Below are 26,639 nucleotides of genomic sequence, written 5' to 3' on the forward strand. Positions count from 1 at the left end.
GGATGCAAGCGGTTTTTACAGCGTATCGATAAAGCTGCGCAGCTTGTCCGAACGCGAAGGGTGCTTGAGCTTGCGCAGCGCCTTGGCTTCGATCTGGCGGATGCGTTCGCGGGTCACGTCGAACTGCTTGCCGACTTCTTCCAGCGTGTGGTCGGTCGACATTTCGATACCGAAACGCATGCGCAGCACCTTGGCTTCGCGCGGCGTCAGGCTGTCGAGGATGTCTTTGACCACATCGCGCAGGCCGGCCTGCATCGCGGCTTCCAGCGGTGCGGTGTTGGCGCTGTCTTCGATGAAGTCGCCCAGGTGCGAATCGTCATCGTCGCCGATCGGCGTTTCCATCGAGATCGGCTCTTTGGCGATCTTCATGATCTTGCGGATCTTGTCTTCAGGAATTTCCATCTTGGCGGCCAGGATGCTGGCGTCCGGCTCAAAGCCGAATTCCTGCAAGTGCTGGCGCGACAGGCGGTTCATCTTGTTGATGGTCTCGATCATGTGCACCGGGATGCGGATGGTGCGCGCCTGGTCGGCGATCGAACGCGTGATGGCCTGGCGGATCCACCACGTGGCGTAGGTCGAGAACTTGTAGCCGCGGCGGTATTCGAACTTGTCGACGGCTTTCATCAGGCCGATGTTGCCTTCCTGGATCAGGTCGAGGAACTGCAGGCCGCGGTTGGTGTACTTCTTCGCGATCGAAATCACCAGGCGCAGGTTGGCCTCGATCATTTCTTTCTTGGCGTCGCGCGAGTTTGACTCGCCTTCGTTCATGCGTTTGTTGATGTCTTTCAGCTGGGCCAGCGGCACCACCACGCGGGCCTGCAATTCGGCCAGCTTGGTTTGCAATTCCTGGATGGGCGGCACGTTACGCGCCATCACCACGGACCAGGGTTTGCCGGAGGCGACCTGTTTTTCAACCCATTTCAGGTTGAGCAGGTTGGGCGGGAAGTCCTTGATGAAGACTTCCTGCGGCATGCCGCATTTCTCGACGATGATGCGGCGCAGCTCGCGCTCTTTCTTGCGCACGTCCAGCACCTGGCCGCGCAGCATGTCGCACAGCTTTTCAATGGTCTTGGCGGTAAAGCGCACGGTCATCAGTTCGTCGCTCAGGGCTTTTTGTGCCTTCACGTAGGTGGGCGTGCCGTAGCCTTCCTTGTCGTAGGTCTTGTGGACTTTTTCGAACAGGGTGGCGATCTTGTCGAAACGGCTGAGCGCTTCTTTTTTCAGCTCTTCGAGCTTCTTGGTCAGGGCCTTGGAGCCGCCCTTGCCGTCGTCGTCGTCTTCTTCGTCGAATTCGTCGAAGTCTTCTTCGGCCACATAGTCGTCGGCCTCATTGGGGTTGGAAAAGCCGTCGACCACGGTGGAGATGACAATCTTGCCTTCGCGGATTTCTTCGCCCAGGCGCATGATTTCGGCAATCGTCGCAGGGCTTTCCGAGATGGCTTCCATCATCTTCATGAGGCCGCCCTCGATGCGCTTGGCGATTTCGATTTCGCCTTCGCGCGTCAGGAGTTCGACCGTGCCCATCTCGCGCATGTACATGCGCACCGGGTCGGTGGTGCGGCCGAACTCGCTGTCCACGGTCGACAGGGCGGCTTCGGCTTCTTCTTCGGCTTCTTCTTCGGTCGCCACCGTCGGGCCGGTGTTGTTCAGCAGCAGGGTTTCGGCGTCAGGCGCCTGCTCGTACACGGCCACGCCCATGTCGTTGAGCATGTTGACCACGACTTCCAGCGTTTCGGCATCGACCAGCTTGTCGGGAAGGTGGTCAGAGATTTCGCCGTGCGTGAGGTAGCCGCGGGTCTTGCCGAGCTTGATCAGGGTTTTCAGGCGCAGGCGGCGCTTGAGCATGTCTTCTTCAGACAGCACGGTTTCGTCCAGGCCGAATTCCTTCATCAAGGCGCGTTCTTTGGCCTTGCTGATCTTCATGCGCAGCGGCTTGACCTTCTCGGTCGTCTCCGCCACGGGTTCGCCGACCAGGTCGTCCTCAATGTCGGACATGTCGAGGTCTTCGCCGGGCTTGCTCGCGCCGGCGGCGCTCTTGGGCTTGCGGCCGCGCTTGGCGCCGGTGGCGGCGGGTGCGCTGCCTTCCGCGGCGGGGTTCTTGGGCGGGCGGCCCGGTTTCTTCTTCACGGGCACTTCGGCAACGGCGGCGGCAACTGGCTTGGCTTCGGGACTGGACTTGGTCGGCACGGGTGGGGCTTTCTTCAGGGGCAAATCAGGAGGAGCGGATTTCACGGTTTTTGCGGAGGCCTTGTTGACCGGGGCGCTTGATTTGCTGGCTTTGGCAGATGAAACAGATATGGCGTGTTTTCCGGGTTTTTCAACCTTGGCGCTCTTTGTTACGCCCTTGGCCGCCGGTTTGGCGGCTGCTTTGACTGGAGGCTTGCTTACCGGCTTTGCAGCAGCTTTGGGTGCTGCTTTGGCTTTGGGCTTTGCGGCAGTTTTGGGCTGCGCGCTTTGCGGCTTCTTGTTGCTCGGCTTCATGGGCTTGGCAGTAGGCATGGGACCTCCAGTTGTCGGAAATTGTTTTAAATATCGATCAGCTACCAGTAAACAAAAATGCGCCTTGGCGCCCATGCAAAAGCACGGGCACGGTCACGAGGATTCAGAGACAAAAAACGGGAGAGGCGAAAAACGGGCCCGATAGCGCCACGGGACAAAAGTCCTGGTGGCAATTCACGGTTCAGTTTTTCGGGCAAGCTGTTTGGGCGAACATTTGGTGTGCAGTCCTTGCGGGAATTCCTTGGAGGAATAGGCCGTCTCGTTGGTTGAGTCCCTGATGTTTCAGGGTGGCCGGGCCGGAGGTGCTGCTGTCGCGCTTGCCGTCGAAAATCGGATTATACCCTGTTGCCTGTTTTTTGGGCGGTTTTGGGGTGGGTTTTTGGCGGTTTTTTGGCGGGTTTTTCACCCGAAAAGAGGCTTTTTTGGCCGCCGGCGGCTCAGCGGGCCGTATCGGCGGCGGTTTTGAGGCTGGCGGCCAGTTCCATGTAGCGCTGGCGGGCGGCCGGGTCAGTGGCGGCCCGGGCGGCGAGCTCGCTCATCTCGCGCTGGCGGTGCAGCCGCAGGAGCTGGTCCAGGATGCTGCGCACCTCGGTCCAGTCGCTTTCGATGCCTTCCGGGATCTGCGCGATCTGCGTGGTGGCGTGCCTCTCAAAGGCATGGCCGCGCAGGCCTTCGCGCAGGGCGGCCCAGGGCTGGGGGCCGTGTTCGTGCAACTGGCTTTCCAGCCACACAAACAGCGGGCCGTGCGGCTCGGGCAACTCGACCAGCAGGTGGTGTTCTTCGGTGCTGAGCTGGTCCCAGGTGCCGGATTCCGTCAGCAGCAGGCGCAGCACGCGGTCTTCACGGCTGGCCGGCAGCATGCGGCCGGCCACGCGGCGCGGCGTGCGGCTGGCGCTGCGGTCACCAAAACTGCGGCCGGGCGCCGAAGGGGGCGGGAAGTAACCGGAGGGCTCGGAGGCGCTGTAGTCGCGCTCGTCGGGGAAGTGCGGGGGGTAGTCCGCAGCGTCGGGCATATCGGCGTGTTGAACCGATGTTGAGGATGATTTTGGCTTGTAGCCCGCACCAGGCTTGCGCATGCTGCTATTGTTTTTATAGTCCGCCTTGTAGCCGGAGGCGGCCGGCTGCCACAGCTGCAGCAGTTCGCGGCTGTCGATCTGCACCTTGTCGGCGATCTCGGCCAGCAGCTGGCGCTTGAGGGCGCCGTCCGGCATCAGGCCCCACAGCGGCCGCGCATTGCTGGCCATGTGGGCGCGGCCCTCGGCGGTGTCCAGGTCGCAGCCTTCGCCGGCGGCGTCAAGCATGAAGCGGCTGAGCGGCACGGCCTTGGTGACGGCGGCGGCAAAACCTTCCTGGCCGTGCTCGCGGATGTAGCTGTCGGGGTCGTGCTCGGCCGGCAAGAACAGGAACTTGACGGTGCGCACGTCGGTGGCAAAGGGCAGGGCGGCGTCCAGCGCCTTGCGCGCGGCGCGGCGGCCGGCGCTGTCGCCGTCGAAGCTGAACACCACCGAATCGGTAAAACGGAACAGCTTTTGCACGTGGTCCGCCGTGCAGGCGGTGCCTAGCGTGGCCACCGCATTGGCAAAACCCAGCTGCGCCAGCGCCACCACGTCCATATAGCCTTCGGTGACGAGCGCGTAGCCGTGTTCGCGCAGGGCGGTGCGGGCTTCAAACAGGCCGTACAGCTCGCGCCCCTTGCTGAAGACAGGGGTTTCCGGTGAATTGAGGTACTTGGGCTTTTCGTCGCTGAGCACGCGGCCGCCAAAGCCTATGCATTCGCCCTTGACGTTGCGGATCGGGAACATGACCCGGTCGCGGAAGCGGTCGTAGCGTTTGGCTTCGCCGGCGGCGTTTTCGTCGCCGGGTTCGCCCGTGATGACCAGTCCGCTTTCGACCAGCAGCGGGTCGTTGTAGTCCGGAAAGACGCTGGCCAGGCTGCGCCAGCCCTCGGGCGCATAGCCCAGGCCGAAGGTCTTGGCGACTTCGCCCGAGACGCCGCGGCCCTTGAAGTAGTCGATGGCGCGCTCCGAATTGCGCAAGGCCTTGATGTAGGCAAGGCCGGCTTTTTCCAGCACGCTGGTGAGCGTGGCCTGCTGTTCGCGCATCTGCGCGGCGCGGGCGCGGTCTTGCGGCGAGACATCGTCTTCAGGCACTTGCAGGCCGTATTGCTGGGCCAGGTCTTTGACGGCTTCGATGAAAGTCATGCCGCCGTGGTCCATCAGGAAGCTGATGGCGTTGCCGTTTTTGCCGCAGCCGAAGCAGTGGTAGAACTGTTTGGAGGGGCTGACGCTGAAGGAGGGCGACTTTTCACCGTGAAAAGGGCACAAGCCCATGAAGTTGGCGCCGCCCTTTTTGAGCTGCACATAGCGGCCCACGATGTCCACCACGTCCGCACGCGCGAGCAACTCCTGGATGAATGTTTGGGGGATGGCCATGGCGTGGAAAGAGGGGGGTCAATTTAGCACACGCATCCCCGGCGGGGTGGGCCCGCGCCGATAGTCCCTGGGGGAATGGGCGCTGGGCTGACACGCATTGGAGGCATCCGGCGGCAGTGTGGCCCGCTTTGGCGGTCCATCATGGGATTTTCCCTGCAGCCCCCGCAGCGGGGCGCCCTTATGACGCTTGCACCCAACCTGGCTTATGTTTTCAGCCACCCCGGCTCGTTCACGCTGCGGGTGCTCAAGGGTTTTCGCGCCAACCAGGGCCTGCTGCTGGCCGGTGCGGTGGCCTATTACGCCTTGCTGTCCATCGTGCCGCTCCTGATCCTGGTGGCGATCGCGCTGTCCCATGTGATATCGCAGGACGCGCTGCTGCAGGCCCTGGGCCGCTACATCGGCTGGCTGGCGCCCGGGCAGGGCAGCTTCATTACCGCTGAACTGGCCAATTTTTTGGCCCACCGCGAGGTTCTGGGCTGGGTCCTGCTGGCGACCATGCTGTTTTTCAGCTCGCTGGCCTTCACGGTGCTGGAGAACGCGATGTCGGTGATCTTTTTGCACCGGGTGGCGATTCGCCGCCGCCATCTGCTGGTGTCTGCGTTATTGCCGTACTGCTATATCGTGTTTGTCGGCCTGGGCTTGCTGCTGGTCACGCTGGTCTCGGGCAGCCTGCAGGCGCTGGGTGAAAAAAGCGTGGATTTCCTGGGCCTGCAGTGGTCGCTCAGCGGGTTTTCCGGCGTGCTGCTGTACCTGCTGGGCCTGGCGGGCGAGGTGCTGCTGCTGACCTCGCTCTACATGGTGATGCCGGTGGGCCGCCTGCAATGGCGGCACGCGCTGCTGGGCGGCGTCACGGCCGCGCTGCTGTGGGAGCTGACGCGCCATCTGCTGGTCTGGTACTTCTCCACGCTGTCGCAGGTGGGCCTGGTGTACGGCTCCCTCACCACCTCCATCCTGGTGCTGCTGAGCCTGGAGGTGGCTGCCACCTTGCTGCTGCTGGGCGCTCAAGTCATTTCAGAGTATGAGCGCCTGGGCACGGCCCGGCAGGACCAGCCTGCCAGGCCCATGCGGCTGGGTTAGAGCACAGCCTCAGTCACCCAGCACCAGCCCTTCGCGCCGCGGGTCCGCGCCGCCAAAGAAGCCGCCGGGCGTTTTCTGGATGGCCTGCAGGCCGCTGGTCATGGCCTGCTCGCGCACTTCGGCGCCGCGGCTTCGCAGTGCCTCGACGGTTGCCGGGGAAAAGCGCTTTTCTTCCAGGATGCTCGGGCCGTTGAGCGAGGCGAAGTTGGGCAGGTCGATCGCCTGCTGGGCATTGAGGCCCCAGTTCAGCGTGCCGTAAAGCGTCTTGGCCGTGAAGTGAATGATCAGCGCGCCGCCGGGGCTGCCGCCGCTCATCACGAGCTGGCCTGAAGCCTTGTCGAACACCAGCGTGGGCGCCATCGACGAGCGCGGGCGCTTGCCGGCCTGCACGCGGTTGGCCACGGGCTTGCCGTCGGCATCGGTCGGGGCAAAGCTGAAGTCGGTGAGTTCGTTGTTCAGCAAAAAGCCGCCGGCCTTGCCGGTGCCGCCGTCGGTCATCAGGCGCGAGCCGAACTGGTCTTCAATCGTCGTGGTCATGGCAATCGCATTGCCGTAGCTGTCGATGATGCTGATGTGCGAGGTGCCGTATTCAGGCTGGTCGGGCATGGGCGCGTAGGCGGTGGTGACAGCGCCCGGAACGCCCGGTTTGGCGGTCTTCATGCTGGGGCCGGTGGGCTGGATCAGCCTGGCGCGTTCGCTCAAGTAAGCGGGTGCCAGAAGGCTCATCCAGTTGCCGCCCGGCGCCTGTACAAAGTCAGGGTCACCCAGGTATTGCGCACGGTCGGCAAAGGCCAGGCGCGAGGCCTCGGTGTAGAGGTGCAGCCAGTCGGCCGACGGCGTGGGAGACACCGTGCCGGGAACGCCGCCGGTGCCGGTGACCAGGCCCAGCGTGGCGGCAGGCGTGTTGTTCAGGATGCCGAGGATTTGCCCGACCGCAATCGCGCCCGAGCTGGGCGGCGGCATGCCGCAGAGGCGGTAAGCCTTGCCGGCGGCGTTGTAGTCGGAGCAGATCGGCTCGCGCTTTTTGGGCTGGTAGCCGGCCAGGTCGCCCAGGGCCAGTTTTCCGGGATTGGTGGCGTGGCTTTGCACCTTGGTGACGATGGCTTCGGCAACCTTGCCCTCGAGCAGCGCGCTGGAGCCTCTGGCCGCAATTTGCCTGAGCACATCGGCCAGGGCCGGGTTGCGCAGCACAGAGCCCACATCCACCGGATTGCCGTCTGCCTTGTAGAAGTAGGCTGCGGCCGTAGCGTCTTTTTTCAGGTGCACTTCGCCCTTGAGCAAGGTGTTGAGCCGCGGGCTGACCCTGAAGCCGCCCTCAGCGAGCTGGATGGCCGGCGCAAACAGCTGGGCCCAAGGCAGGCGGCCGTATTGTTTGTGGGCCATTTCCAGCATGCGCACGGTGCCGGGCGTGCCGACGGAGCGGCCGCCGACCACGCCGTCGTAAAACGCCATGGGTTTGCCATCGGCGCCGATGAAGAGCTTCTCGTCTGCCGCGGCGGGCGCGGTTTCGCGGCCGTCAAAAGCCTCGACCTTGCCGCCGTTGGCGTGCAGCAAAAATGCGCCGCCGCCTATGCCGCTGGATTGCGGTTCGACCAGCGTCAGCACCATCTGCACCGCGATCGCCGCGTCAATGGCGGAACCCCCGGCCTTGAGCACCTGGTAGCCCGCATCGGTGGCCAGCGGGTTGGCCGCGGCCACGGCGAAGGTCTTGGTTGCCCAGCCGGGTTTGGGGGTGAAGCCCGAAGCGCCTTCCGGCTGCATGTACTTGGTGCCGCGCGCCACTTCGTCGGCGGGGACCTGGTAGTTGAACGCGGTGGGGCTGCTGGCACAGGCGGCCAGCAGCGCGGTGGCTGCCAGCGCCGGGAAGGCGTGTCTCATGGGATATCCTTGAATGTAGTTGTTGCTTGTGGCAGGGCTCTGGGCCTGCGCTGCAAATATATCGAGCGACCCATCGCCCCACAATGGCGTTTCGGAGAAATCACTCTTCCATGGAATTTGACAATCTCGATACGCTGCGCGTGCTGCTGGCCACGGCAGAAACCGGCAGCCTCACCGGTGCCGGCAAGCGCTGCAGGCTGTCGACCGCGGCGGTCAGTGCGGCGATCAAGCGGCTGGAAACCTCGCTCGGTGTGCGCCTCTTTGAGCGCACCACACGCGCCGTGCGGCCCACGGCCGAAGGCGCCGTCATGGTCGACCATGCGCGCCGCGCGCTCGAGCTGGTGGCCGAAGGCCAGGCCAAAGTCCGCGCCGGCACCTTCGGCCTGACGGGCAGTATCCGCATCACGGCCACCGCCATGCTGGCGCGCGAAATGCTGGCGTACTGGCTGGCTGAATTTGCCGGCACCCATCCCGGGATTGAGATCGACCTGCAGATCAGCGATGCGCGTGTGGACCTGGTGCGCGAAGGCATCGACATCGCCTTGCGCAACGGGCCGCTGATGGACTCGACCCATTCAGCACGCTTGCTGGCGCCGGCGCGGCGCGTGGCCTGCGCCAGCCCGGAGTACCTGGCGCGACGCGGCACGCCGCTGGAGCCGTGTGAGCTGGCGCAGCACGACTGCCTGGTCTGCCATGTGCGCGAGCGCCGGCAGGATCAGTGGCAGTTCGAGCTGAAGGGCGAGGCCAGCGCGCCGTTTCAGGTGCGCGTGGCCGGGCCGCTGGCCTGCAATGACGCGTCCATCGCGCTGCAATGGGCGCTGGAAGGGCGGGGCATTGTTTACCAGTCCGAGATCGACCTGATGGCCTCTTTGGCCGGCGGCAAGCTGGTGCGCCTTTTTGCGGGCCACCTGGGTGAGCCGGCGCCGCTGTACGCCGTGGTGCCGAGCCGCCAGTATGTGCCGGCGCGCGTCAACGAGGTGATAGAGCGGCTTTCAGCGCTGCTGACGGAGCGGCTGGCAGCGCTGCACCCGATTGCACGCTAAACCGGCTTAGCGCGGAGCGAGGCGGATCGCGCCGTCCAGGCGAATGACTTCGCCGTTGAGCATGTCGTTTTCGATGATGTGTTTGGCCAGGCGGGCGTAGTCTTGCGGTGTGCCCAGGCGCGACGGAAAGGGTACGCCGGCGGCCAGCGAGTCCTGCACTTCCTGCGGCATGCCGAACAGCATGGGCGTGCCGAAGATGCCGGGGGCAATCGTCATGTTGCGGATGCCGTTGCGCGCCAGGTCGCGGGCGATCGGCAAGGTCATGCCGACAATCCCGCCCTTGGAGGCGCTGTAGGCCGCCTGGCCGATCTGGCCGTCGTAGGCCGCCACAGACGCGGTGGAGATCAGCACGCCGCGCTCGCCGGTGGCTTCGGGGTCGTTCTTGCACATGGCGTCGGCCGCCAGGCGAATCATGTTGAAGCTGCCGATCAGGTTGACGGTGACGGTCTTGCTGAAAGCGGCCAGGCCGTGCGCGCCGTTTTTGCCCACGGTTTTTTCGGCGGGCGCAATGCCGGCGCAATTCACCAGGCCCATCAGCTTGCCCATGGTGAGTGCCTTGGCCACTACGGCCTGGCCGTCGGCTTCCTGGCTTACGTCGCATTTGACGAAAGCGGCTTTGTCAGCACCCAGCTCTTTGGCGATGGCTTCGCCTTTGTCGGCCTGCATGTCGGCGATGACGACTTTGGCGCCGTTGGCCACCAGCATGCGCGCGGTGCCTTCACCCAGGCCCGATGCGCCGCCGGTGACGATAAATACTTTGCCTGCGATTTCCATGGTGGTTCCTTGAGTGAGAAGAGAAGTTGAGGTGTTGTGGACGCCGTGTGCGCTTCTTGTGCGACATGACGTTAACGTAAACGTCAATTATGGCCCATGAAAAAAGCCCGGCGCCTTTCGGCTGCCGGGCTTTTCGCAAAAACGGGGCGCTGGCTTATTTGTAGCCGACGCGGTCCAGCATCTGCTGCACCTTGAGCTGGTTGTTGCCCACGGCGCTGATGGGGATGGTTTCCGACTTGAAGCTGCCGTTGCCCGAAGGGGACATGGCCTTGAGCGCAGGGTTGCTCACGCCCAGGCCGGGCACGGCGGCCCACTCGTTGTTGCCGTTGGCAAAGTACTCTTGCGCGCTGGGGCTGGCCAGGTATTCCATGAACTTGACGGCGTTGGCCGTGTTCTTGGCGTTCTTTGCCACGGCCGCACCGGCGATGTTCACGTGCGTGCCCCAGCTGTCCTGGTTGGGGAAGACCACGCCGACGCGGTCGGCCACGGTTTTATCTTCGGCCGAGTTCGAACGCATGATGCGCGCCAGGTAGTAGGTGTTGGTCAGCGCAATGCCGCATTCGCCGCTGGCCACGGCCTTGATCTGGTCGCTGTCGCCGCCTTTGGGGTCGCGCGCCATGTTGGCCACCAGGCCCTTGAGCCACTGCTCGGCCTTGGCTTCGCCCAGGTGCTCGGTCACGGCGCCGAAGAGCGAGAGGTTGTACGGATGGGCGCCGGAGCGGGTGCACAGCAGGCCTTTGTTCTTCGGGTCGGCCAGCTTTTCGTAGGTGTCCACGTCGGCTTTCTTGACCTTGAGTTTGTCAAACACGATGACGCGGGCGCGGGTCGAAAAACCGAACCAGGTCGTGCCTTCGGCTGTTTCTTTGGCGCGCAGCTTGGCCGGGATGGCGGCTTCCAGGGCCGGCGACTTGATGGGCTTGAAGAGGCCGTCCACGTCGCCCTTGTGCAGGCGGGCGGCGTCGACCAGCAAAATCACGTCGGCAGGGGAGGCTGCGCCTTCGGCCTTCAGGCGCGCCAGGATGCCGGCGTCGTCCGCGTCCACGCGGTTGACCTTGATGCCGGTGGCTTTGGTGAAGTCGCTGTAGAGCTTTTCGTCCGTCTGGTAATGGCGGGCAGAATACAAGTTGACCACCTGCTCCTGGGCCGAAGCCAGGCCTGCCAGCAGCATCAGCGACGAAAGAACCACTTTTTTGTACATAACTTCCCACTTTCTTACAGGTGTTTTTAAAGCCCGACGATGATAAAGCAAATAAGAATCATTCGTGAAAGAGTCCCTACGCTTACCAAGTCTTCGCGGGGGCAGGGGCGACTTGCCGGGTGGGGCCTGGCGATGGTTTTGTCAGTGCTGGCCGGTTGCGCCACGGTGCCGTCCGGCCCGGCCGCGCCTGTGGCGACGCCGCCCGCAGAGGCCAGCAAAAAGCCGGTGCGCATCGGCCTGGCGCTGGGCGGTGGCGCGGCGCGAGGCTTTGCCCATGTGGGCGTGATCGCGGTGCTGGAGGAGGCCGGCCTCAGGCCGAACCTGGTGGTGGGCACGTCGGCCGGCAGCCTGGTGGCGGCGCTGTACGCCAGCGGCAAGACCAGCGCGCAGCTGCAGCAGACGGCGCTGAATATGGAAGAAGTCGCCATCACCGACTGGATGCTGCCGATCTTCGGCCGCGGCATGTTTCGCGGCGATGCGCTGGCCCGCTATGTCAACGACCTGGTGGCCAACCGGCTGATGGAGAACATGGCCATCCCGCTGGGCATCGTCGCCACCGACCTCAACAGCGGGCAGGCGGTGCTGTTCCAGCGCGGCGACACCGGCTCGGCAGTGCGGGCGTCCAGCGCGGTGCCGGCGGTGTTTGTGCCGGTCAAGATCAACGGCCGCGAGTATGTCGACGGCGGCCTGGTGTCGCCGGTGCCGGTGCGCTTTGCGCGGCAGATGGGTGCGGATGTCGTGATCGCAGTCGACATCTCCAGCCCGCCCGAAGCCAACCCGGCCGGCGACACACTGCAGATCCTGCTGCAGACCTTTGCCATCATGGGCAAAAGCATCAACCAGTACGAACTCAAGGACGCCGATGTGGTGGTCCGGCCCTCGCTGGCGGGCCTGAAAAGCGCGGACTTCTCGGCGCGCCAGCGCGCCATCGATTCGGGCCGCGCGGCCATGCTGGCGGCCTTGCCGCAATTGAAGGCCAAACTGGAAGCCGCGGGATATGCGGTGCAGAGGCCGCAGCCATAGCCGTAGCGCTATTTGCTATTCTTTTGATAGCTTCTTGCCCAGGCAGCGATTGGGCTGGAGGCCGATTTGGCTTAAATTCTGGCCAAAAAAAAGCCCCATCTTGCGATCGGGCTTTAAGGGGTCCGTGAAATGAATTTCGGAAGGGACCCGAGGAGACAACTGGTCTGAAACCCTGTTCAGCTGAACAGGGCCTGCGAAAGCAGCTCCATGAACGGTAGCGCCGGGGCGCCGGTGCTTAGCGCTTTTTGGCGGCAGGCACTTTGGTGGCGTTCACTGCGGAAGCGGCCACCGTGTTGAAGTTGGCTTCAGCGATGTCGCTGGCTTGCTTCACGGCTTTCTGGACCGACTCAAATGCGTTGTTGGCGGCGGCAACGGCGCTCTTCAGAACAGCCACAGCGGTTTCGGAACCGGCAGGTGCGTTCTTGGCGGCGTTGTCGACCAGGCCGACGAATTTCTTTTGTGCGTCAGCGGTCTGGGCTTCGAAAGTCTTGCCCAGGTCGGCGCCGGCGGCGGAAGCGATGTCATACAGGTGACGGCTGTAAGCGGCGGTCTTTTCAGCCAGGGGCTGGACCAGGCCGGCTTGCAGGGCCATCAGTTCCTGTGCGTCTTTCACGCCCATGACAGCTTGCGTGTGGTTGGCGGTTTCAGCCAGGGCAGCCTTGGTGGCTTGCACATTCAGCTCGACCAGCTTTTCAACGCCTTCGAAGGCTTTGTGGGTCAGGCCAAACAGGGTTTCGATGTTGGCTTTGTGGGAAGCGAGGACTTGTTCAGCGGTCAGCATAATGAATCTCCAATATAGGTGGTTAAGGGTCAACTAAGGGTCAACTTGGGTCAACAGTTGCTTTGCGCTGAATTGCTGCACTGCAACATGAGCCCAAGTATAGGGAATACCCGCCCCATTGCAAGCATTTTTTGCTGCACTGCACCAATTTAGAGGCCGAGCCCTATTTGGCGCACTAAAACAGAGTGCAAAAGTATCCAGATTCGGCCTTTCCACGGCGCTGAAACCCTTGGGCCACAATGGCTAAACCCCTACCGGATTCCCACCTTGCAAGCCTTTTACGCCGACAACTTTGTGCTGCCGCTCCCGCAGGGGCACCGCTTTCCGATGGCCAAATACCGGCTTCTGCGCGACCGGTTGGTGAACGAACTCCCGCAGGTGCGCATGGCGCAGGCGCCGGCCGCCACGGATGGCGAGCTGGCGCTGGTTCACACGCCTGCTTATATAGACGCCATCACCCACGGCACCTTGCCGGCGAACGCGCAGCGCGAAATCGGCTTTCCCTGGAGCCCGGGCATGTCCGAGCGCGCGCGGCGCTCTGCCGGTGCCACCGTCGCAGCGGCCCGTGTGGCAATGGGAGCGGGTGGCAAGCAAGGCGAGGGCGTTGCGGCCAACCTGGCGGGCGGCACGCATCACTCGTACGCGCACAAGGGCGGCGGCTTTTGTGTCTTCAACGACGCGGCGGTGGCCGCCAGGCTGATGCAGGCAGAGTGGGCGCGGCTGCACCGCCACCAACGCAAGCCGTTGCAGGTCGCCATCGTCGACCTGGACGTGCACCAGGGCAACGGCACCGCCAGCATCTTTGCCGCGGATGCCAGCGTGTTCACGCTGTCGCTGCATGGGCAGAAGAATTTCCCGTTCCGCAAAGAGGCCAGCGACCTCGACGTGGACCTGCCCGACGGCTGCGGCGACGCGGCCTATCTCCAGGCGCTGGAGCATGCGCTCGACGAGCTGGAGCGGCGCTTTGAGCCGGGGCTGGTGCTCTTCCTGGCCGGCGCCGATCCGTATGAGGGCGACCGGCTGGGGCGGCTGGCGCTGAGCTTCGATGGCCTGGAAGCGCGCGACCGGCGCGTGTTCGACTGGGCCTGGCAGCGCCGTATTCCGCTGGCGTTTTCCATGGCGGGTGGCTACGGCGTCAACATCGACGAAACCGTGCAGGTGCAGGTGAACACCTACCGCGTCGCGCTGGAGTACTGGAAGCGCTGGAACCCCTGGAACCCCTAGCCGGTCGCGGATTGCTGCTACATTGCCTTGGCCCATTCGGGTGGCCCACCGCTGGAACGCGGGAACAACCAGCACAAGAACATGCAGCCTCATCCCGAAAATTCCCCGAAAAGCGTGGCTACCGGCGCGCTTCGCGTCCTGGTGCTGGGCGGCACCGGCTTTATCGGCCGCCATGCCGTGGCAGCGCTGCATGCCGCAGGCGCGCAACTTGCCATCGGCAGCCGCCACCCTGAGCGCCACGAGGCGGCCTATCCCTTTGCCGCCTTGCACAGGGTGCGCTTTGAGCATCTGCTGCAGCCCGATGCCTGGGCCCCTTTGCTCAAGGACGTGGACGTGGACGTGGTCGTGAACTGCGTGGGCATCCTGCGCCAGCGGCCCAGGGAGTCTTATGACCATGTGCACCACCGCGCGCCGGTCGCGCTGGCCGTGGCATGTGCCGGTGCCAACATCCGCCTGGTCCACACCTCGGCCCTGGGTTTGCACGAAGGCGCCAAAAGCCGGTTCCTGTCGAGCAAGCTGCTGGGCGAGCGCGCCATCGCGGCGACCGGCTGCGACCACGCCATCGTGCGGCCGTCACTGCTGGACGGCGAGGGCGGCTTTGGCGCGCGCTGGTTGCGCGGCCTGTCGCGTTCGCCGGTGCACTTCATCCCGCGCGGCGCGCGCGGCGGCATTGCGGCGATGGCGGCCACCGATCTTGGAAAAGCCTTTGCCGCGCTGGCCGCTTTTCCTTCCCTGGCCGGCCACCGTGAGGTTGAGCTGGGCGGCACCCGCCGCTACGGCTACGCCGAATACCTGCGTGAGCTTCGCGCCGACTACACCGGCACCCGCGCGCTGCAGATTCCGCTGCCCAACTGGGCGGCACGCGTGGGCGCGCATGTGTGCGATGTCCTGCACTTTTCGCCGTTCTCTTACGGGCACTGGATCTTGCTGCAGCGGGACAACATGCCGTCGCCCAACCGCTTGCCGGAATTGCTGGGACGGGAGCCGCTTGCGATCAGGCCGGGCAGCCACCCAAAAGCCCAGCCCGGGACCGGCCAGGGTCACACTGGCAAAATAGGTCCTCATGACCTCCCCGACACGCCCGCAGGCTGAAGCCCGCAGCGCCTACAAGGCCTTCCGCCACATCGGCACCCGCTGGTCCGATAACGATGTTTACGGCCACGTCAACAACGTCGTTTACTACAGCTGGTTCGACACTGCGGTCAACGGCCTGTTGATCGAACGCGGCGCCATCGACATCCACACCGGCAGCGTGATCGGCCTGGTGATCGAAACCCAATGCAACTACTTCGCGCCGCTGGCGTTTCCCGAGCCTGTGGTGGCGGGCATCCGCGTGGCGCATGTGGGCTCATCCAGCGTGCGCTACGAGGTGGCTTTGTTCCCGGGCGACGAAAGCGCACTGTGCGCGGCCCGCGGCCATTTCATCCATGTGTATGTCGACCGCGCCACGCGCCGGCCGGCGCCGCTGCCCCCTGAACTTCTTTCTGTACTGGAGACCCTCCGATGACCCAGGCACCGCCCGTGCTTCCCTACATCACGCCGCGCCGCGCAGGCGATGCCCAAAACGCCGTCGACGAAGCCATCGTCAGCCGCCAGTCGATACGCCAGTTCCTGCCCACGCCGGTGCCGCGCGAGACCATCGCCCACCTGCTGGAAGTCGCCAGCCGCGCGCCGTCCGGCACCAACACCCAGCCCTGGAAGGCCTACGTGCTGCAAGGCGCCAGCCGTGACGCGCTGGTCGCCAAAGTCTGCGAAGCCCACGATGCGATCTACGCCAACCCGGCGCTGGCCGCCGAGTACAAAGAGGAATACGACTACTACCCCGAAAAATGGGTGTCGCCCTACATCGACCGCCGCCGCGAAAACGGCTGGGGCCTGTACGGCCTGCTGGGCATCACCAAGGGCGACAAGGACAGAATGCACGCACAGCATCACCGCAACTTCCAGCTCTTCGATGCGCCCGTGGGCCTGATGTTCACGCTGGACCGCGTGATGGGCCGTGGCTCGCTGGTGGATTACGGCATGTTCATGCAGAGCCTGATGGTCGCCGCGCGCGGCCTGGGCCTGCACACCTGTCCGCAGGCGGCGTGGAACGGCTTCGCCAAAATCATCCTGCCGCATATCGGCGCAGGTGACAACGAGATGCTGGTGTGCGGCATGGCGCTGGGCTATGCGGACGAAGCCGCGTTGGTCAACACTTTCCGCACGCCTAGAGTTCCTGCATCCCAGTTCACCACCTGGCTGGACTGACGTGGCCCCCACGCTTGTCGCTTTGTGTAATGCGCGAGGCCTTGCAGGCCGCGGCTCGCGGGACGCTTCGCCTCTGTCGCCTGTCCAAACCTGCTCAAGCAGGTTTGGAGCCGCAGGCTCCAGCCCCTCGGGGGTTAATTTTCCTTGGGGCGGCCCGGCGGAAAATTGCTGCGCCTTCCCTTCCTGTACGGAATTGAAGGCGTGACCTTTTCCGTGGTCCAGCTGCTGGGCGGGCTGTCTTACGCGACCACGCTGTTCCTGATGGCGGCGGGCCTCACGCTGATCTTCGGCGTGACGCGGATCGTCAATTTTGCGCACGGCAGCTTCTTCATGTTGGGCGCATTGTTCACTGCGCACTGGGTGACGCACTGGTTCCCGGCCTGGGGCGAAAGCGCGCCGCTGTACCTCCTTGCTATTCTTTTAGGAGCTGCGTGTGCAGGTGTGGCGGGGGCTGTGGCCGAATTCTTCTTGTTAAGGCGAATGAGCGGCGCGCCCGAGCTCTACCAGCTGGTGGCCACCTTCGGCCTGACGCTGGCGATGCACGACGCGATGCAGTGGGGCTTTGGCCCCGACGAAGTTTTTGCGCCGCGCTTTCCGGGCCTCAAGGGTTCGGTGCAGATTGGCGAGGACTTTTTCCCCGTCTACCAGCTCGCGATGATCGCGCTGGGCCCGCTGGTCTGGCTGGGCCTGCACCTGTTGCTGCGGCGTTCTCTGTTTGGCCAGCGCCTGCGCGCGGCCACGCAAGACCGCGGCATGCTGGCCGCGCTGGGCGTCAACCCGCGCCCCATCATGCTGGGCGCCGTGGTGCTGGGCTGCGCGCTGGCGGGCCTGGCCGGCGCCTTGCAGCTGCCGCGTGAGCCCGCGCACCTGCAGATGGACATGAACGTGATCGTCGAGACCTTTGTCGTCGTCGTCATGGGCGGGTTGGGCAGCATTGGCGGCGCTTTTGTCGCGGCCTTGCTGATCGGGCTGGTGCATGCGTTCGGCATCAGCGTGTTTCCGCAGGCCACGCTGGTGATCGTCTTCCTGACGATGGCGGTGGTGCTGGTGTTCCGGCCGCAAGGCTTGAACGGCAAGGCCATTTCGCAGGACAGCAGCGGTGTGCGTGAAGCGGTGCAGAAGTTTCGCGGCCTGCAGATGGGGCCGGCGGGCTCTTCGCTGATTTCGCTCGCCTTTGTGGCGCTGGCGTGGCTTGCCTGGGCGGGCGGGCCCTACTGGCAAACGCTGGCCGCCGACGCGCTGATCCTGATGATTTTCGGCATCAGCCTGCAATCGATGATGGCGCTGGGCGGCCTGGTCAGTTTTGGCCATGCCGCTTTTTTTGCGCTGGGCGCGTACGGCGCTGCGCTGTCGCACAGCCTCTGGGGCGCCTCGCTTCCGCTCGCGCTTGCCGCCGGCTGCGGCATGGCGCTGGCGGTGGCGGCGGTGTTTGGCGCGGCGGTGGTGCGCAGCAGCGGTGTGTACCTCGCCATGCTGTCGCTGGCGCTGGCGCAGGTGATCTGGGCCGGGGCCACGCAGTGGATCTATGTCACGGGCGGCGACAACGGCCTGATCGGGTTGACGCTGGTCGATGACGAAGGCCGGCCGCTTTTTTATGCCTTGCTGGCCGGCCTGGCGCTGGTGGCGGTGTTTGCGCTGCGTTTCCTCGGCCGCTCGGTCATGGGCGCCGCGCTCCAGGCGCTGCGTGATTCGCCCATGCGTGCGTCGGCGTCGGGGCTGGCGGTGGGCTGGCTCAAGTACCGCATTTTTGTGGAAAGCGCGGTGCTGGCCGGCCTGGCCGGCGGCCTGTTTGCCGCGCACAAGGGCGCGGTGTTTCCCTCGCTGGCAGCGGTTTCCACCTCGGTCGATGCCTTGCTGGTTGTGCTGCTCGGCGGCGTGCACCAGCTCTGGGGCGCCGTGGTGGGCAGCATGGTGCTGACTTACGCCGGCGCCGAGCTGGGCCGCGAAGTGACTTACTGGCGCGGCCTGCTGGGCGTCTTCATCATGGTGATCATGGTGGCGTCGCCTTCGGGCCTGATGGGACTGGTGGGCCGGCTGTTGTTGCTTCTGGCGCGGCTGCGCAGCCGCGGCCGCAAGACAGGAGGCGCCTGATGCTGCAGGTTCAGGATTTGGTCAAACACTTTGACGGCGTCCGTGCGGTGGACGGCGTGAGCTTTGAGGTGCAGCCGGGCCAATGCGTGGCCTTGATCGGCCCCAACGGCGCAGGCAAGTCCACCACCTTTGCCTGCATTGCCGGCCAGTACCCGCTCACCGGCGGCCATATCGCGTGGAAAGGCGTGGCGCTGGAGGGCCTGAGCCCGCAGGCCCGTTTGCAGCATGGCGTGGCGCGCACCTTCCAGGTGGCACAGGTCTTTGAGGCGCTGACGGTGCTACAAAATGTGCAGCTGGCAGCCCAGGCGCGGCGCGGTCTGCGGGCCATTTCGGCTTTCAAACCGCTGGATGGGCAGGCGCGTGAGCCGGCGCTGGCGCTGCTGGCGCAAACCGGCCTGGAGGCGCTGGCCGACCACGATGCGCTGAGCCTGCCCTATGGCGCCAAGAAGCGGCTGGAGCTGGCGATAGCGCTGGCCGCCGGGCCGCAACTGTTGCTGCTGGACGAGCCCGCCGCCGGCCTGGCCGGGCCCGAGCGCGCCAGCCTGATGCAGCTGGTGAAAAGCCTGGCGGGGCAGGGCATGACCGTGCTCTACACCGAACACAACATGGACGCCGTGGCCGGCGTGGCCGACCACGTGCTGGTGCTCATCGAAGGCAAGCTCGCCGCACAAGGGTCGTTCGACGAGATCTCACGCGACGCGGTGGTGCGCAGCCGCTACCTGGGTGAAACTGCCGTTGAAGGGGTTGAAGGTGCCAGCCATGCTTGACGTGCGCAACCTCAACGCCTTCTACGGCCCGGCGCAGGCCCTGTTCGATGTCTCCCTGCAGGTCGCGCCGGGTGAACTGGTCGTGTTGCAGGGCCTGAACGGTGCGGGCAAGTCCACGCTGCTCAAGTCGCTGATGGGGCTGGAAGTGCGTACTGAAGGTCATATCCGCTATCAGGTGCAGACGCAGCTTGAGCCGATCGAACGCTGGGACACCCACCGCCGCGCGCGCGCCGGCCTCGGTTATGTGGCCGAAGACCGGCGGCTGTTCACCGAGCTCACGGTGCGCGAAAACCTGCGCATCGCCGCCGGCCGCGACGCATCGGCGCAAGAGGCGCGCGCGCTGGATCTTTTCCCTGCGCTCAAAGGCATGCTGGGGCGCCGCGCCGCGCAGATGAGCGGCGGCGAGCAGCAGATGCTGGCGATTGCCCGCACCTTGATGACGGCGCCGCGCATCCTGCTGCTCGATGAACCCTGCGAAGGCATCGCGCCCGTGCTGGTCGAATCCATCCGCGATGCACTCCTGAAGCTCAAGCAGGAAGGCCTGGGCCTTCTGGTCGCCGAGCAAAACCAGCTGCTGGCATCCCGTGCTGACAGGCTGGTTTTGCTGGTTGCGGGTAAAGTCAGGGGTTGATGACGAAAGACCGGTTTCCGCCCGTTTTTTGCTCCTTCCTTTTTTCAATCCTCTCATTTTCATTTCCTTCAGAAGGACCTCCCCATGAGCAACATCACCACCACCCCTTCCGGCCTGCAGTACGAAGACACCGTGCAAGGCACCGGCGCCATCGCCAAGGCGGGGCAGCATGTCAAGGTCCACTACACCGGCTGGCTGTACAACGACGGCGTGCAAGGTGCCAAGTTTGATTCCAGCAAGGACCGCGGCCAGCCGTTCGAGTTCTCGCTCGGCGCCGGCCAGGTCATCCGCGGCTGGGACGAAGGCGTGCAGGGCATGTCGGTGGGCGGCACGCGCCGCCTGATCATCCCGGCGGAACTGGGCTACGGCGCACGCGGCGCCGGCGGCGTGATCCCGCCGAACGCCACCTTGCTGTTCGAAGTGGATTTCCTGGGCACCTGAGCCAGCGCAAGTTGAAGAAGGCTGGCGCGCGGCCATCGCGCCCGGCCTGTTCACCTGATTAACCGCCAAGGCGCCTTCGCGCTGCGGCCCTCAAGCGTTCTCCATGATCATCACGAGCCTCTTAGACACGGACCTGTACAAGTTCACCATGATGCAGGTGGTCTTGCACCAGTTTCCGGGGGCGGAGGTGGAGTACAAGTTCAAGTGCCGCAATGCCGGCGCGCCGGGCATAGGCGACCTGGCGCCGTATGTGATGGAGATACGCGAAGAAATCCGCGGCCTGTGCAACCTGCGCTTTCAGGACGCCGAGCTGGCTTACCTCAAAGCCATGCGTTTCATCAAGAGCGATTTTGTCGACTTCCTCGGCATCTTCCGGCTCAACGAAAAATACGTCACCGTCACCGCCTTGCCCTCGGGCGAGATCGATGTGTCGATCAAAGGGCCGTGGCTGCACACCATCCTGTTCGAGATCCCGGTGCTGGCCATCATCAACGAGGTCTACTTTCGCAACACGCAAAAGAACGCCGACCTGGCCGAAGGCCGCAAGCGCCTGGAGACCAAGATCGGCGAGCTGCAGACGCAAGGCCTGCGTACCCTCAAGATCGCCGACTACGGCACGCGCCGCCGCTTCGGCAAGGCCTGGCATGAAGAAGTGCTGCGCACTCTGGTGACGCGGCTGGGCACCGGGGCGGGCGGCCAGCTGGCCGGCACCAGCAATGTGCTGTTTGCGATGAAGCTGGGCCTGACGCCGCTGGGCACCATGGCGCATGAATACCTGCAGGCCTGCCAGGCGCTGGGCCCGCGCCTGCGCGACAGCCAGGTTTTCGGCTTCGAGTCGTGGGCCAGGGAATACCGTGGCGACCTCGGGATCGCGCTGTCGGACGTCTACGGCATGAGCGCCTTCCTGCGCGACTTCGACATGTACTTCTGCAAGCTGTTCGACGGCGCCCGCCACGACAGTGGCGACCCCTTCGATTGGGGCGAGCGCATGCTGGCGCACTACACCAAGAACCGTGTCGACCCGCAGACCAAGACGCTGATCTTCAGCGACGGCCTCACGGTGCCGCGCACCATCGAGCTGTACCAGCAGTTCAGGGGGCGCTGCCAGCTGGCCTTCGGCATAGGCACCAACCTCACCAACGACCTGGGCTACGAGCCGCTGCAGATCGTCATCAAGATGATCCGCTGCAACGGCCAGCCGGTGGCCAAGCTCTCAGACACGCCTTCGAAGAACATGTGCGACGACGAAAAATACCTCGCTTACCTGAGACAGGTGTTCGAAATTGCCTGAATGCCGCTTGGCGTGAGGAAAAAATAATCATTCGGGAAGGGTCTCCGGACCCGGGGCGGTACGGCCTTTTCCCGTCAATAAAGGAGATGTAGTGGGATTTTCACGCGGCGTTGCCATGATTGCCTTGATGTGTTTGCCGGTGCTGTCGAGGGCGGCCGATATCGATGGCAGCAGTCTCTCGTGGGCCTGGGGCATTCCCTTCGCGGGAATTCTCCTGTCGATTGCCTTGATGCCGTTGCTGGCGGCGTCTTTCTGGCACCACCATTTCGGCAAAATTTCTGCCGCATGGACGCTGGCGTTCTTTTTGCCGTTTGCCGCCGTGTTTGGTCCCGCTGTCGCGGGCGCCAGCCTCGTTCATGCCTTGCTGGCTGAATACCTTCCTTTCATCATCCTGCTGGTCGCGCTCTACACCGTGGCCGGTGGCATCTTCATCCGTGGCAACCTCCATGGCAGTCCTGCGGTCAATGTCGCCATCCTCGCCATCGGAACCGTGCTGGCCAGTTTTATGGGCACCACGGGCGCTTCCATGCTGATGATCCGGCCGCTGATTCGCGCCAACGACAACCGGGTGCACAAGGCGCATGTGGTGGTGTTCTTCATCTTTCTGGTCTCCAACGCGGGCGGCTCGCTGACCCCCCTGGGTGACCCGCCCCTGTTCCTGGGCTTCCTCAAAGGCGTCGACTTCTTCTGGACGGTCAGCCACATCTTTCCGGAAACCCTGTTTCTGGCGGGCAGCCTGCTTGGAATCTTTTACCTGCTGGACCGCTGGTACTACGCCAAAGAGGGGGTGCTTCCTGTCGATCCGACCCCCGACACCCGCGGCCTTGGCTTCGACGGCGCCGCCAACTTCTGGCTGCTGGCGGCGGTGGTGGGCCTGGTGCTGCTCAGCGGGTTCTGGAAGACGCCGATGGGCATCACCGTGTTTGGCACGGAAGTGGGCCTGCCGGGCCTGGTGCGCGATGCCGGCCTTCTGGCGGTCACCTTTATCTCGCTGCGCCTGACGCCGGCGGGCGTGCACAAGGACAACCAGTTTTCATGGGGGCCCATGCAGGAAGTCGCCAAACTTTTCGCCGGCATTTTCCTGACCATCATCCCCGTCATCGCCATGCTCAAGGCGGGTGTGCAGGGGCCTTTCGGCGCCATCGTTTCGGCAGTGACCCGGCCCGACGGCCAGCCCGATCCGGCCATGTATTTCTGGGCCACCGGCGCGCTGAGCTCCTTTCTCGACAACGCGCCCACCTACCTGGTGTTTTTTAACACCGCGGGCGGAGACCCGGCGGCGCTGATGACCACGCTGGCGCCGACACTGGCCGCTATTTCCGCCGGCGCGGTGTTTATGGGCGCCAACTCCTACATCGGCAATGCGCCCAACATGATGGTCAAGGCCGTGGCCGAAGAGCGCGGCGTGGCCATGCCCAGCTTCTTCGGCTACATGGCCTGGTCGGGCGCGGTGCTGATTCCCCTTTTCATCGTCATGACCTTCATCTGGTTCAAGTAAGCCATTCATTGAAAGAAAGCGAAAACCCATGAGCAAGCCCAAGATCCTCGTTGCACGCGCCGTATTCCCCGAAGTCATTGCCCGCCTTGAGCAGCATTTCGAGGTCGAATCCAACCAGAGCGACGAAACCTGGTCCAAGGCCCAGCTGACCGAGCGTCTCAAAGGCAAGGACGGCGCTTTCACCACCGGCGGCGACCGCATCGACGGCGAAGTGCTGGCCGCCTGCCCGGGCCTGAAGATCTGCGCCAACATGGCGGTGGGTTACAACAACTTCGACATCGACGCGATGACCGCAGCCGGCGTGCTGGCCACCAATGCGCCCGACGTGCTGACCGAAACCACCGCCGACTTCGGCTTTGCGCTGCTGATGGCCACGGCCCGCCGCGTGACGGAAAGCGAGCACTACTTGCGCGCCGGCAAATGGACCAAGTGGAGCTACGACATGTTCGCCGGCTCCGACATCCACGGCGCCACGCTGGGCATCCTGGGCATGGGCCGGATCGGGCAGGGCATTGCCAAGCGCGGCGCCCACGGCTTCGGCATGAAGGTGATCTATCACAACCGCTCACGGCTCGACGCAGCGCTGGAGGCCGAATGCAAGGCCAGCTATGTCGGCAAGGAAGAGCTGCTCAAGACCGCCGACCACCTGGTGCTGGTGCTGCCGTACTCGCCGGCCTCGCACCACACCATTGGCGCGGCCGAGCTGGCACTGATGAAGCCGACCGCCACGCTGATCAACATCGCGCGCGGCGGCATTGTGGACGACGCGGCGCTGGCTGCGGCGCTGAAGGACAAGCGTATCTCTGCGGCCGGGCTGGACGTGTTTGAGGGCGAGCCCAAGGTGCACCCAGACCTGCTGACCGTGCCCAACGTGGTGTTGACACCGCACATCGCCAGCGCGACCATTCCCACGCGCCTGGCCATGGCCAGCCTGGCGGCGGACAACCTGATCGCATTCTTTGGAGGAAAAAAACCTTTGACCCCCTTAAATCCTGCGGTACTCGCTATCAAATAAATAGCAGTCCAATCGACGCGGCACAATAAGCAGTTCCTCGCAAAACAACAACCCAGTATCGAGACACGCACACCCATGGAACCCTGGTTGATCTTCGCCCTGGCCTTGCTGGTAGCCAACCTGCTGCTGCTGGTCTGGCTGGCGGTGCGCAAGCCCGCCGCGCCTTCGGACGCAGGCCGCGTCGAGCTGCTGGCCGGCATGGCCGCTGGCCACGACAAGCTTGAGCGCGAGCTGCGCCGCGAGATCGGCGACAACTCGCGCAGCAGCCGCCAGGAACTGGCCACTACGTTTGCGACCTTCCAGCAAACGCTGGTGCAGCAAAGCGCCGAAGCCATCCGCACACAAAACGCGCAGATCGACGCGTTCGCGCAGCAACTCACCTTGCTGCAAAAAACCCTGTCGGACACCCTGACCACGCAGCTCCAGTCCGTCAGCGAATCGAACGCGCGCCGCATGGTGGAAGTGCGTGAAACGCTGGAGCAGCAGCTGGCGCAACTGCAGCAGACCAACTCGGCCAAGCTTGACGAGATGCGCAAGACGGTCGACGAAAAACTGCAGACCACGCTGGAGGCCCGGCTGGGCGAAAGCTTCAAGCAGGTGGCCGACCGGCTCGAGCAGGTGCACAAAGGCCTGGGTGAAATGCAGTCGCTGGCGGTGGGCGTGGGTAGCCTGCAGCGCGTGCTGACCAATGTGAAGACGCGCGGCATGTTCGGTGAAGTCCAGCTTGAGGCATTGCTTGAGCAGGTGCTGACGGTGGACCAGTACGCCAAGCAGGTTGAGACCAAGCCGCGCAGCGGCCAGCGCGTTGATTTTGCGATCCGCTTCCCGGGCCGCGGCGACGACGGCTCGCCGGTCTGGCTGCCGGTCGATGCCAAGTTTCCGCGCGACGACTATGAGCGCCTGCTTGATGCGCATGAACGGGTGGACCCGATTGCCGTCGAGGCGGCCGGCAAGGCGCTGGAGGCGCGCATCCGCGCTGAAGCCAAGTCCATTGCCGAGAACTACCTGGCCGCGCCGCACACCACGGACTTCGCCATCCTCTTTTTACCGGTGGAAAGCCTGTACGCCGAGGTGCTGCGCCGCCCGGGGCTGATGGACGCGATCCAGCGCCAGTACCGCGTGACGCTGGCCGGGCCGACCACGCTGCTGGCCATGCTCAACAGCCTGCACATGGGCTTTCGCACCCTGGCGCTGGAGCAGCAGGCCTCCGAAGTGTGGAAGGTGCTGGGCGCCGTCAAAACCGAGTTCGAGCGCTACGGCGAATGGGTCGCACGCATCAAGGAGCAGGTCGCGAAAGCTTCCGACACGCTGGACAAGGCCGACACCCGTGCCAAGCAGATGCGGCTGGCGCTGCGCAAGGTCGAGGCCCTGCCTGAAATCGAGTCGCAATCCCTGTTGCCGCCGGTGGCCGACACCGACCTGCTGGGCGAATGAGCGTCATGGCGTTGCCTGGCCATGCTATTAAATTAATAGCTGGTAGTGCAGGTGGTGATTGGGCTGGAGCCACTTTTTGCTTAAGAAATGACGCCTGAGCTCGCACGCCTCATCGTGGCGCAGATCTGCCTGCATGCGTGCATGGCGGGCACGCGCATGGCGGCGCCGCTGCTGGCGCTGCGCGAAGGCTACAGCCCTGCGGCCGTCGGCGTGTTGCTAGCGCTGTTTGCACTGACACAAGTCTTTCTGGCCTTGCCCGCAGGCCGCTTTGCCGACCGGCACGGCCTGCGCCGCCCCATCAGCTACAGCGTGTTTGCCGCCGTGCTGGGCGCGGGGGCGGCGGTGGCTTTCCCGATTTTCCCGGTGATGTGTTTTGCGGCGCTGATGACGGGCGGTGCCACCGGCGCGGCGGTGATCTCGCTGCAGCGGCATGTGGGCCGGGCTGCTGTGGGCGCATTGCAATTGAGGCAGGTGTTCAGCTGGCTCTCCATCGGTCCGGCGGTGTCCAATTTCATCGGGCCGTTTTCGGCCGGCCTGCTGATCGACCATGTGGGCGCCTCGCCGGGCAGCACGCCGGGCTACCGTGCGGCGTTTTTGCTGATGGCGATTTTGCCGATCGCCAGCTGGTTCCTGGTGCGCAAGACGCGCGAGCTGCCGCCGGTGATCGCCGCCAGCGGCGGCCCGCAGCCCCGCGCCTGGGACTTGCTGCGCCAGGCGACGTTTCGCCGCCTGATGCTGGTGAACTGGTTCTTGTCGTCCTGCTGGGACGTGCACACCTTTGTCGTGCCGGTGCTGGGGTTTGAAAGAGGCATCAGCGCGTCGGTGATTGGCACCATCCTAGGCGCTTTTGCGATAGCCGCGGCGCTGATCCGCATGGTGATGCCGCTGGTGGCGGCGCATTTGCGTGAATGGAAGGTGCTGGCCGCCTCCATGCTGGCGACGGCGGTGCTGTTCGGCATTTACCCGCTGATGTATTCGGCCATCGGCATGGGCGTGTGCTCCATCCTGCTCGGGCTGGCGCTGGGCATGGTGCAGCCTATGGTGATGAGCATGCTGCACCAGATCACGCCGGAAGCGCGCCACGGTGAAGCGCTGGGGCTGCGGCTGATGGCGATCAATGCCTCCAGCGTGGTAATGCCCATGTTGTTTGGCTCGGCCGGTGCACTGGTGGGGATTGCCGGGGTTTTCTGGGCCACCGGCACCATGGTGGGGCTCGGCTCGCGCGCGGCCTGGCTTCTCAAGGATTCCATGCCCGCGCACGGCGGGCACGAACCTGAAACCTAGAGCCTGAA

23 protein-coding genes are annotated in these 26,639 nt (G+C 64.5%); 17 read left to right on the top strand and 6 right to left on the bottom strand.

The window, feature by feature from the left end:
- Window positions 1-15 precede the first annotated feature (15 nt).
- A complete protein-coding gene (gene rpoD / locus DT070_RS14610; RefSeq protein WP_228778491.1) occupies window positions 16-2,232 on the bottom strand; it encodes an RNA polymerase sigma factor RpoD in 2,217 nt (738 codons plus the stop codon).
- Window positions 2,233-2,251: 19 nt separating this feature from the next.
- On the opposite strand from rpoD, the gene DT070_RS21605 reads away from it, so the two are divergent.
- The gene (locus DT070_RS21605) at window positions 2,252-2,644 is read left to right on the top strand and encodes a hypothetical protein (protein ID WP_228778490.1); all 393 of its coding nucleotides are present in this window, start codon (window positions 2,252-2,254) and stop codon (window positions 2,642-2,644) included.
- A gap of 292 nt (window positions 2,645-2,936) precedes the next feature.
- Here DT070_RS21605 and dnaG read toward each other — a convergent pair whose 3' ends face one another.
- On the bottom strand, window positions 2,937-4,931 hold the full coding sequence (gene dnaG, locus DT070_RS14615; RefSeq protein ID WP_122956064.1) for a DNA primase: 1,995 nt from the start codon (window positions 4,929-4,931) through the stop codon (window positions 2,937-2,939).
- Window positions 4,932-5,111: 180 nt separating this feature from the next.
- On the opposite strand from dnaG, the gene DT070_RS14620 reads away from it, so the two are divergent.
- Complete coding sequence (locus tag DT070_RS14620; RefSeq protein ID WP_122956065.1) at window positions 5,112-6,008, top strand: YihY/virulence factor BrkB family protein; 897 nt, start codon at window positions 5,112-5,114, stop codon at window positions 6,006-6,008.
- A 9-nt stretch (window positions 6,009-6,017) separates the two neighbouring features.
- Here the strand turns inward: DT070_RS14620 and DT070_RS14625 are convergent, their stop codons facing one another.
- A complete protein-coding gene (locus tag DT070_RS14625) occupies window positions 6,018-7,886 on the bottom strand; it encodes a gamma-glutamyltransferase family protein (RefSeq protein WP_122956066.1) in 1,869 nt (622 codons plus the stop codon).
- A 110-nt stretch (window positions 7,887-7,996) separates the two neighbouring features.
- Here DT070_RS14625 and DT070_RS14630 point away from each other — a divergent pair, with 110 nt between their 5' ends.
- Window positions 7,997-8,929: a LysR family transcriptional regulator gene (locus DT070_RS14630; protein ID WP_122956067.1), complete on the top strand. Its 933-nt coding sequence runs from the start codon at window positions 7,997-7,999 to the stop codon at window positions 8,927-8,929.
- Window positions 8,930-8,935: 6 nt separating this feature from the next.
- Here DT070_RS14630 and DT070_RS14635 read toward each other — a convergent pair whose 3' ends face one another.
- On the bottom strand, window positions 8,936-9,703 hold the full coding sequence (locus DT070_RS14635; protein WP_122956068.1) for a 3-hydroxyacyl-CoA dehydrogenase: 768 nt from the start codon (window positions 9,701-9,703) through the stop codon (window positions 8,936-8,938).
- 154 nt (window positions 9,704-9,857) lie between these two features.
- Complete coding sequence (locus DT070_RS14640) at window positions 9,858-10,901, bottom strand: extracellular solute-binding protein (RefSeq protein ID WP_122956069.1); 1,044 nt, start codon at window positions 10,899-10,901, stop codon at window positions 9,858-9,860.
- A gap of 132 nt (window positions 10,902-11,033) precedes the next feature.
- Between DT070_RS14640 and DT070_RS14645 the strand changes: the two genes are divergently transcribed.
- Entirely contained in the window at window positions 11,034-11,924 is an 891-nt protein-coding gene (locus tag DT070_RS14645) for a patatin-like phospholipase family protein (RefSeq protein ID WP_122956070.1), read from the top strand.
- 235 nt (window positions 11,925-12,159) lie between these two features.
- Here the strand turns inward: DT070_RS14645 and DT070_RS14650 are convergent, their stop codons facing one another.
- A complete protein-coding gene (locus DT070_RS14650) occupies window positions 12,160-12,708 on the bottom strand; it encodes a phasin family protein (RefSeq protein WP_122957420.1) in 549 nt (182 codons plus the stop codon).
- Between the two features lie 264 nt (window positions 12,709-12,972).
- Between DT070_RS14650 and DT070_RS14655 the strand changes: the two genes are divergently transcribed.
- The 13 genes from DT070_RS14655 to DT070_RS14715 all read left to right on the top strand — a co-directional run bounded on the left by DT070_RS14655 (window position 12,973) and on the right by DT070_RS14715 (window position 26,631).
- Window positions 12,973-13,929, top strand: a complete 957-nt coding sequence (locus DT070_RS14655) for a histone deacetylase (RefSeq protein WP_194965912.1) — start codon at window positions 12,973-12,975, stop codon at window positions 13,927-13,929.
- Between the two features lie 81 nt (window positions 13,930-14,010).
- Window positions 14,011-15,021 carry an NAD-dependent epimerase/dehydratase family protein gene (locus DT070_RS14660; protein WP_153976360.1) on the top strand — a complete coding sequence of 337 codons (1,011 nt, stop codon included), beginning with the start codon at window positions 14,011-14,013 and terminating at the stop codon, window positions 15,019-15,021.
- The gene (locus DT070_RS14665; protein ID WP_122956073.1) at window positions 14,993-15,436 is read left to right on the top strand and encodes a thioesterase family protein; all 444 of its coding nucleotides are present in this window, start codon (window positions 14,993-14,995) and stop codon (window positions 15,434-15,436) included. The genes DT070_RS14660 and DT070_RS14665 overlap by 29 nt, the downstream gene beginning before the upstream one ends.
- A complete protein-coding gene (locus DT070_RS14670; protein ID WP_122956074.1) occupies window positions 15,433-16,179 on the top strand; it encodes a nitroreductase in 747 nt (248 codons plus the stop codon). Before DT070_RS14665 ends, DT070_RS14670 begins: the two co-directional genes overlap by 4 nt.
- A 201-nt stretch (window positions 16,180-16,380) precedes the next feature.
- The gene (locus DT070_RS14675; RefSeq protein ID WP_122957421.1) at window positions 16,381-18,270 is read left to right on the top strand and encodes an ABC transporter permease; all 1,890 of its coding nucleotides are present in this window, start codon (window positions 16,381-16,383) and stop codon (window positions 18,268-18,270) included.
- Window positions 18,270-19,037, top strand: a complete 768-nt coding sequence (locus DT070_RS14680) for an ABC transporter ATP-binding protein (protein WP_122956075.1) — start codon at window positions 18,270-18,272, stop codon at window positions 19,035-19,037. The genes DT070_RS14675 and DT070_RS14680 overlap by 1 nt, the downstream gene beginning before the upstream one ends.
- Window positions 19,030-19,668, top strand: coding sequence for an ABC transporter ATP-binding protein (locus DT070_RS14685; RefSeq protein ID WP_122956076.1), 639 nt, complete (start codon window positions 19,030-19,032; stop codon window positions 19,666-19,668). The genes DT070_RS14680 and DT070_RS14685 overlap by 8 nt, the downstream gene beginning before the upstream one ends.
- Before the next feature lie 93 nt (window positions 19,669-19,761).
- Window positions 19,762-20,109, top strand: a complete 348-nt coding sequence (locus DT070_RS14690; protein WP_092127293.1) for an FKBP-type peptidyl-prolyl cis-trans isomerase — start codon at window positions 19,762-19,764, stop codon at window positions 20,107-20,109.
- A gap of 103 nt (window positions 20,110-20,212) precedes the next feature.
- Entirely contained in the window at window positions 20,213-21,400 is a 1,188-nt protein-coding gene (gene pncB / locus DT070_RS14695) for a nicotinate phosphoribosyltransferase (protein ID WP_122956077.1), read from the top strand.
- 115 nt (window positions 21,401-21,515) lie between these two features.
- The gene (locus DT070_RS14700; RefSeq protein WP_122956078.1) at window positions 21,516-22,898 is read left to right on the top strand and encodes a sodium:proton antiporter; all 1,383 of its coding nucleotides are present in this window, start codon (window positions 21,516-21,518) and stop codon (window positions 22,896-22,898) included.
- A gap of 28 nt (window positions 22,899-22,926) precedes the next feature.
- Window positions 22,927-23,913: a D-glycerate dehydrogenase gene (locus tag DT070_RS14705; protein WP_122956079.1), complete on the top strand. Its 987-nt coding sequence runs from the start codon at window positions 22,927-22,929 to the stop codon at window positions 23,911-23,913.
- 75 nt (window positions 23,914-23,988) lie between these two features.
- Window positions 23,989-25,347, top strand: a complete 1,359-nt coding sequence (locus tag DT070_RS14710; RefSeq protein ID WP_122956080.1) for a DNA recombination protein RmuC — start codon at window positions 23,989-23,991, stop codon at window positions 25,345-25,347.
- Window positions 25,348-25,434: 87 nt separating this feature from the next.
- Window positions 25,435-26,631 (top strand): MFS transporter, encoded by a 1,197-nt coding sequence (locus DT070_RS14715; RefSeq protein WP_122956081.1) that lies wholly within the window; start codon window positions 25,435-25,437, stop codon window positions 26,629-26,631.
- The last annotated feature ends 8 nt before the right edge of the window (window positions 26,632-26,639 follow it).

The organism is Polaromonas sp. SP1 (assembly GCF_003711205.1).
Lineage (GTDB): Bacteria > Pseudomonadota > Gammaproteobacteria > Burkholderiales > Burkholderiaceae_C > Polaromonas.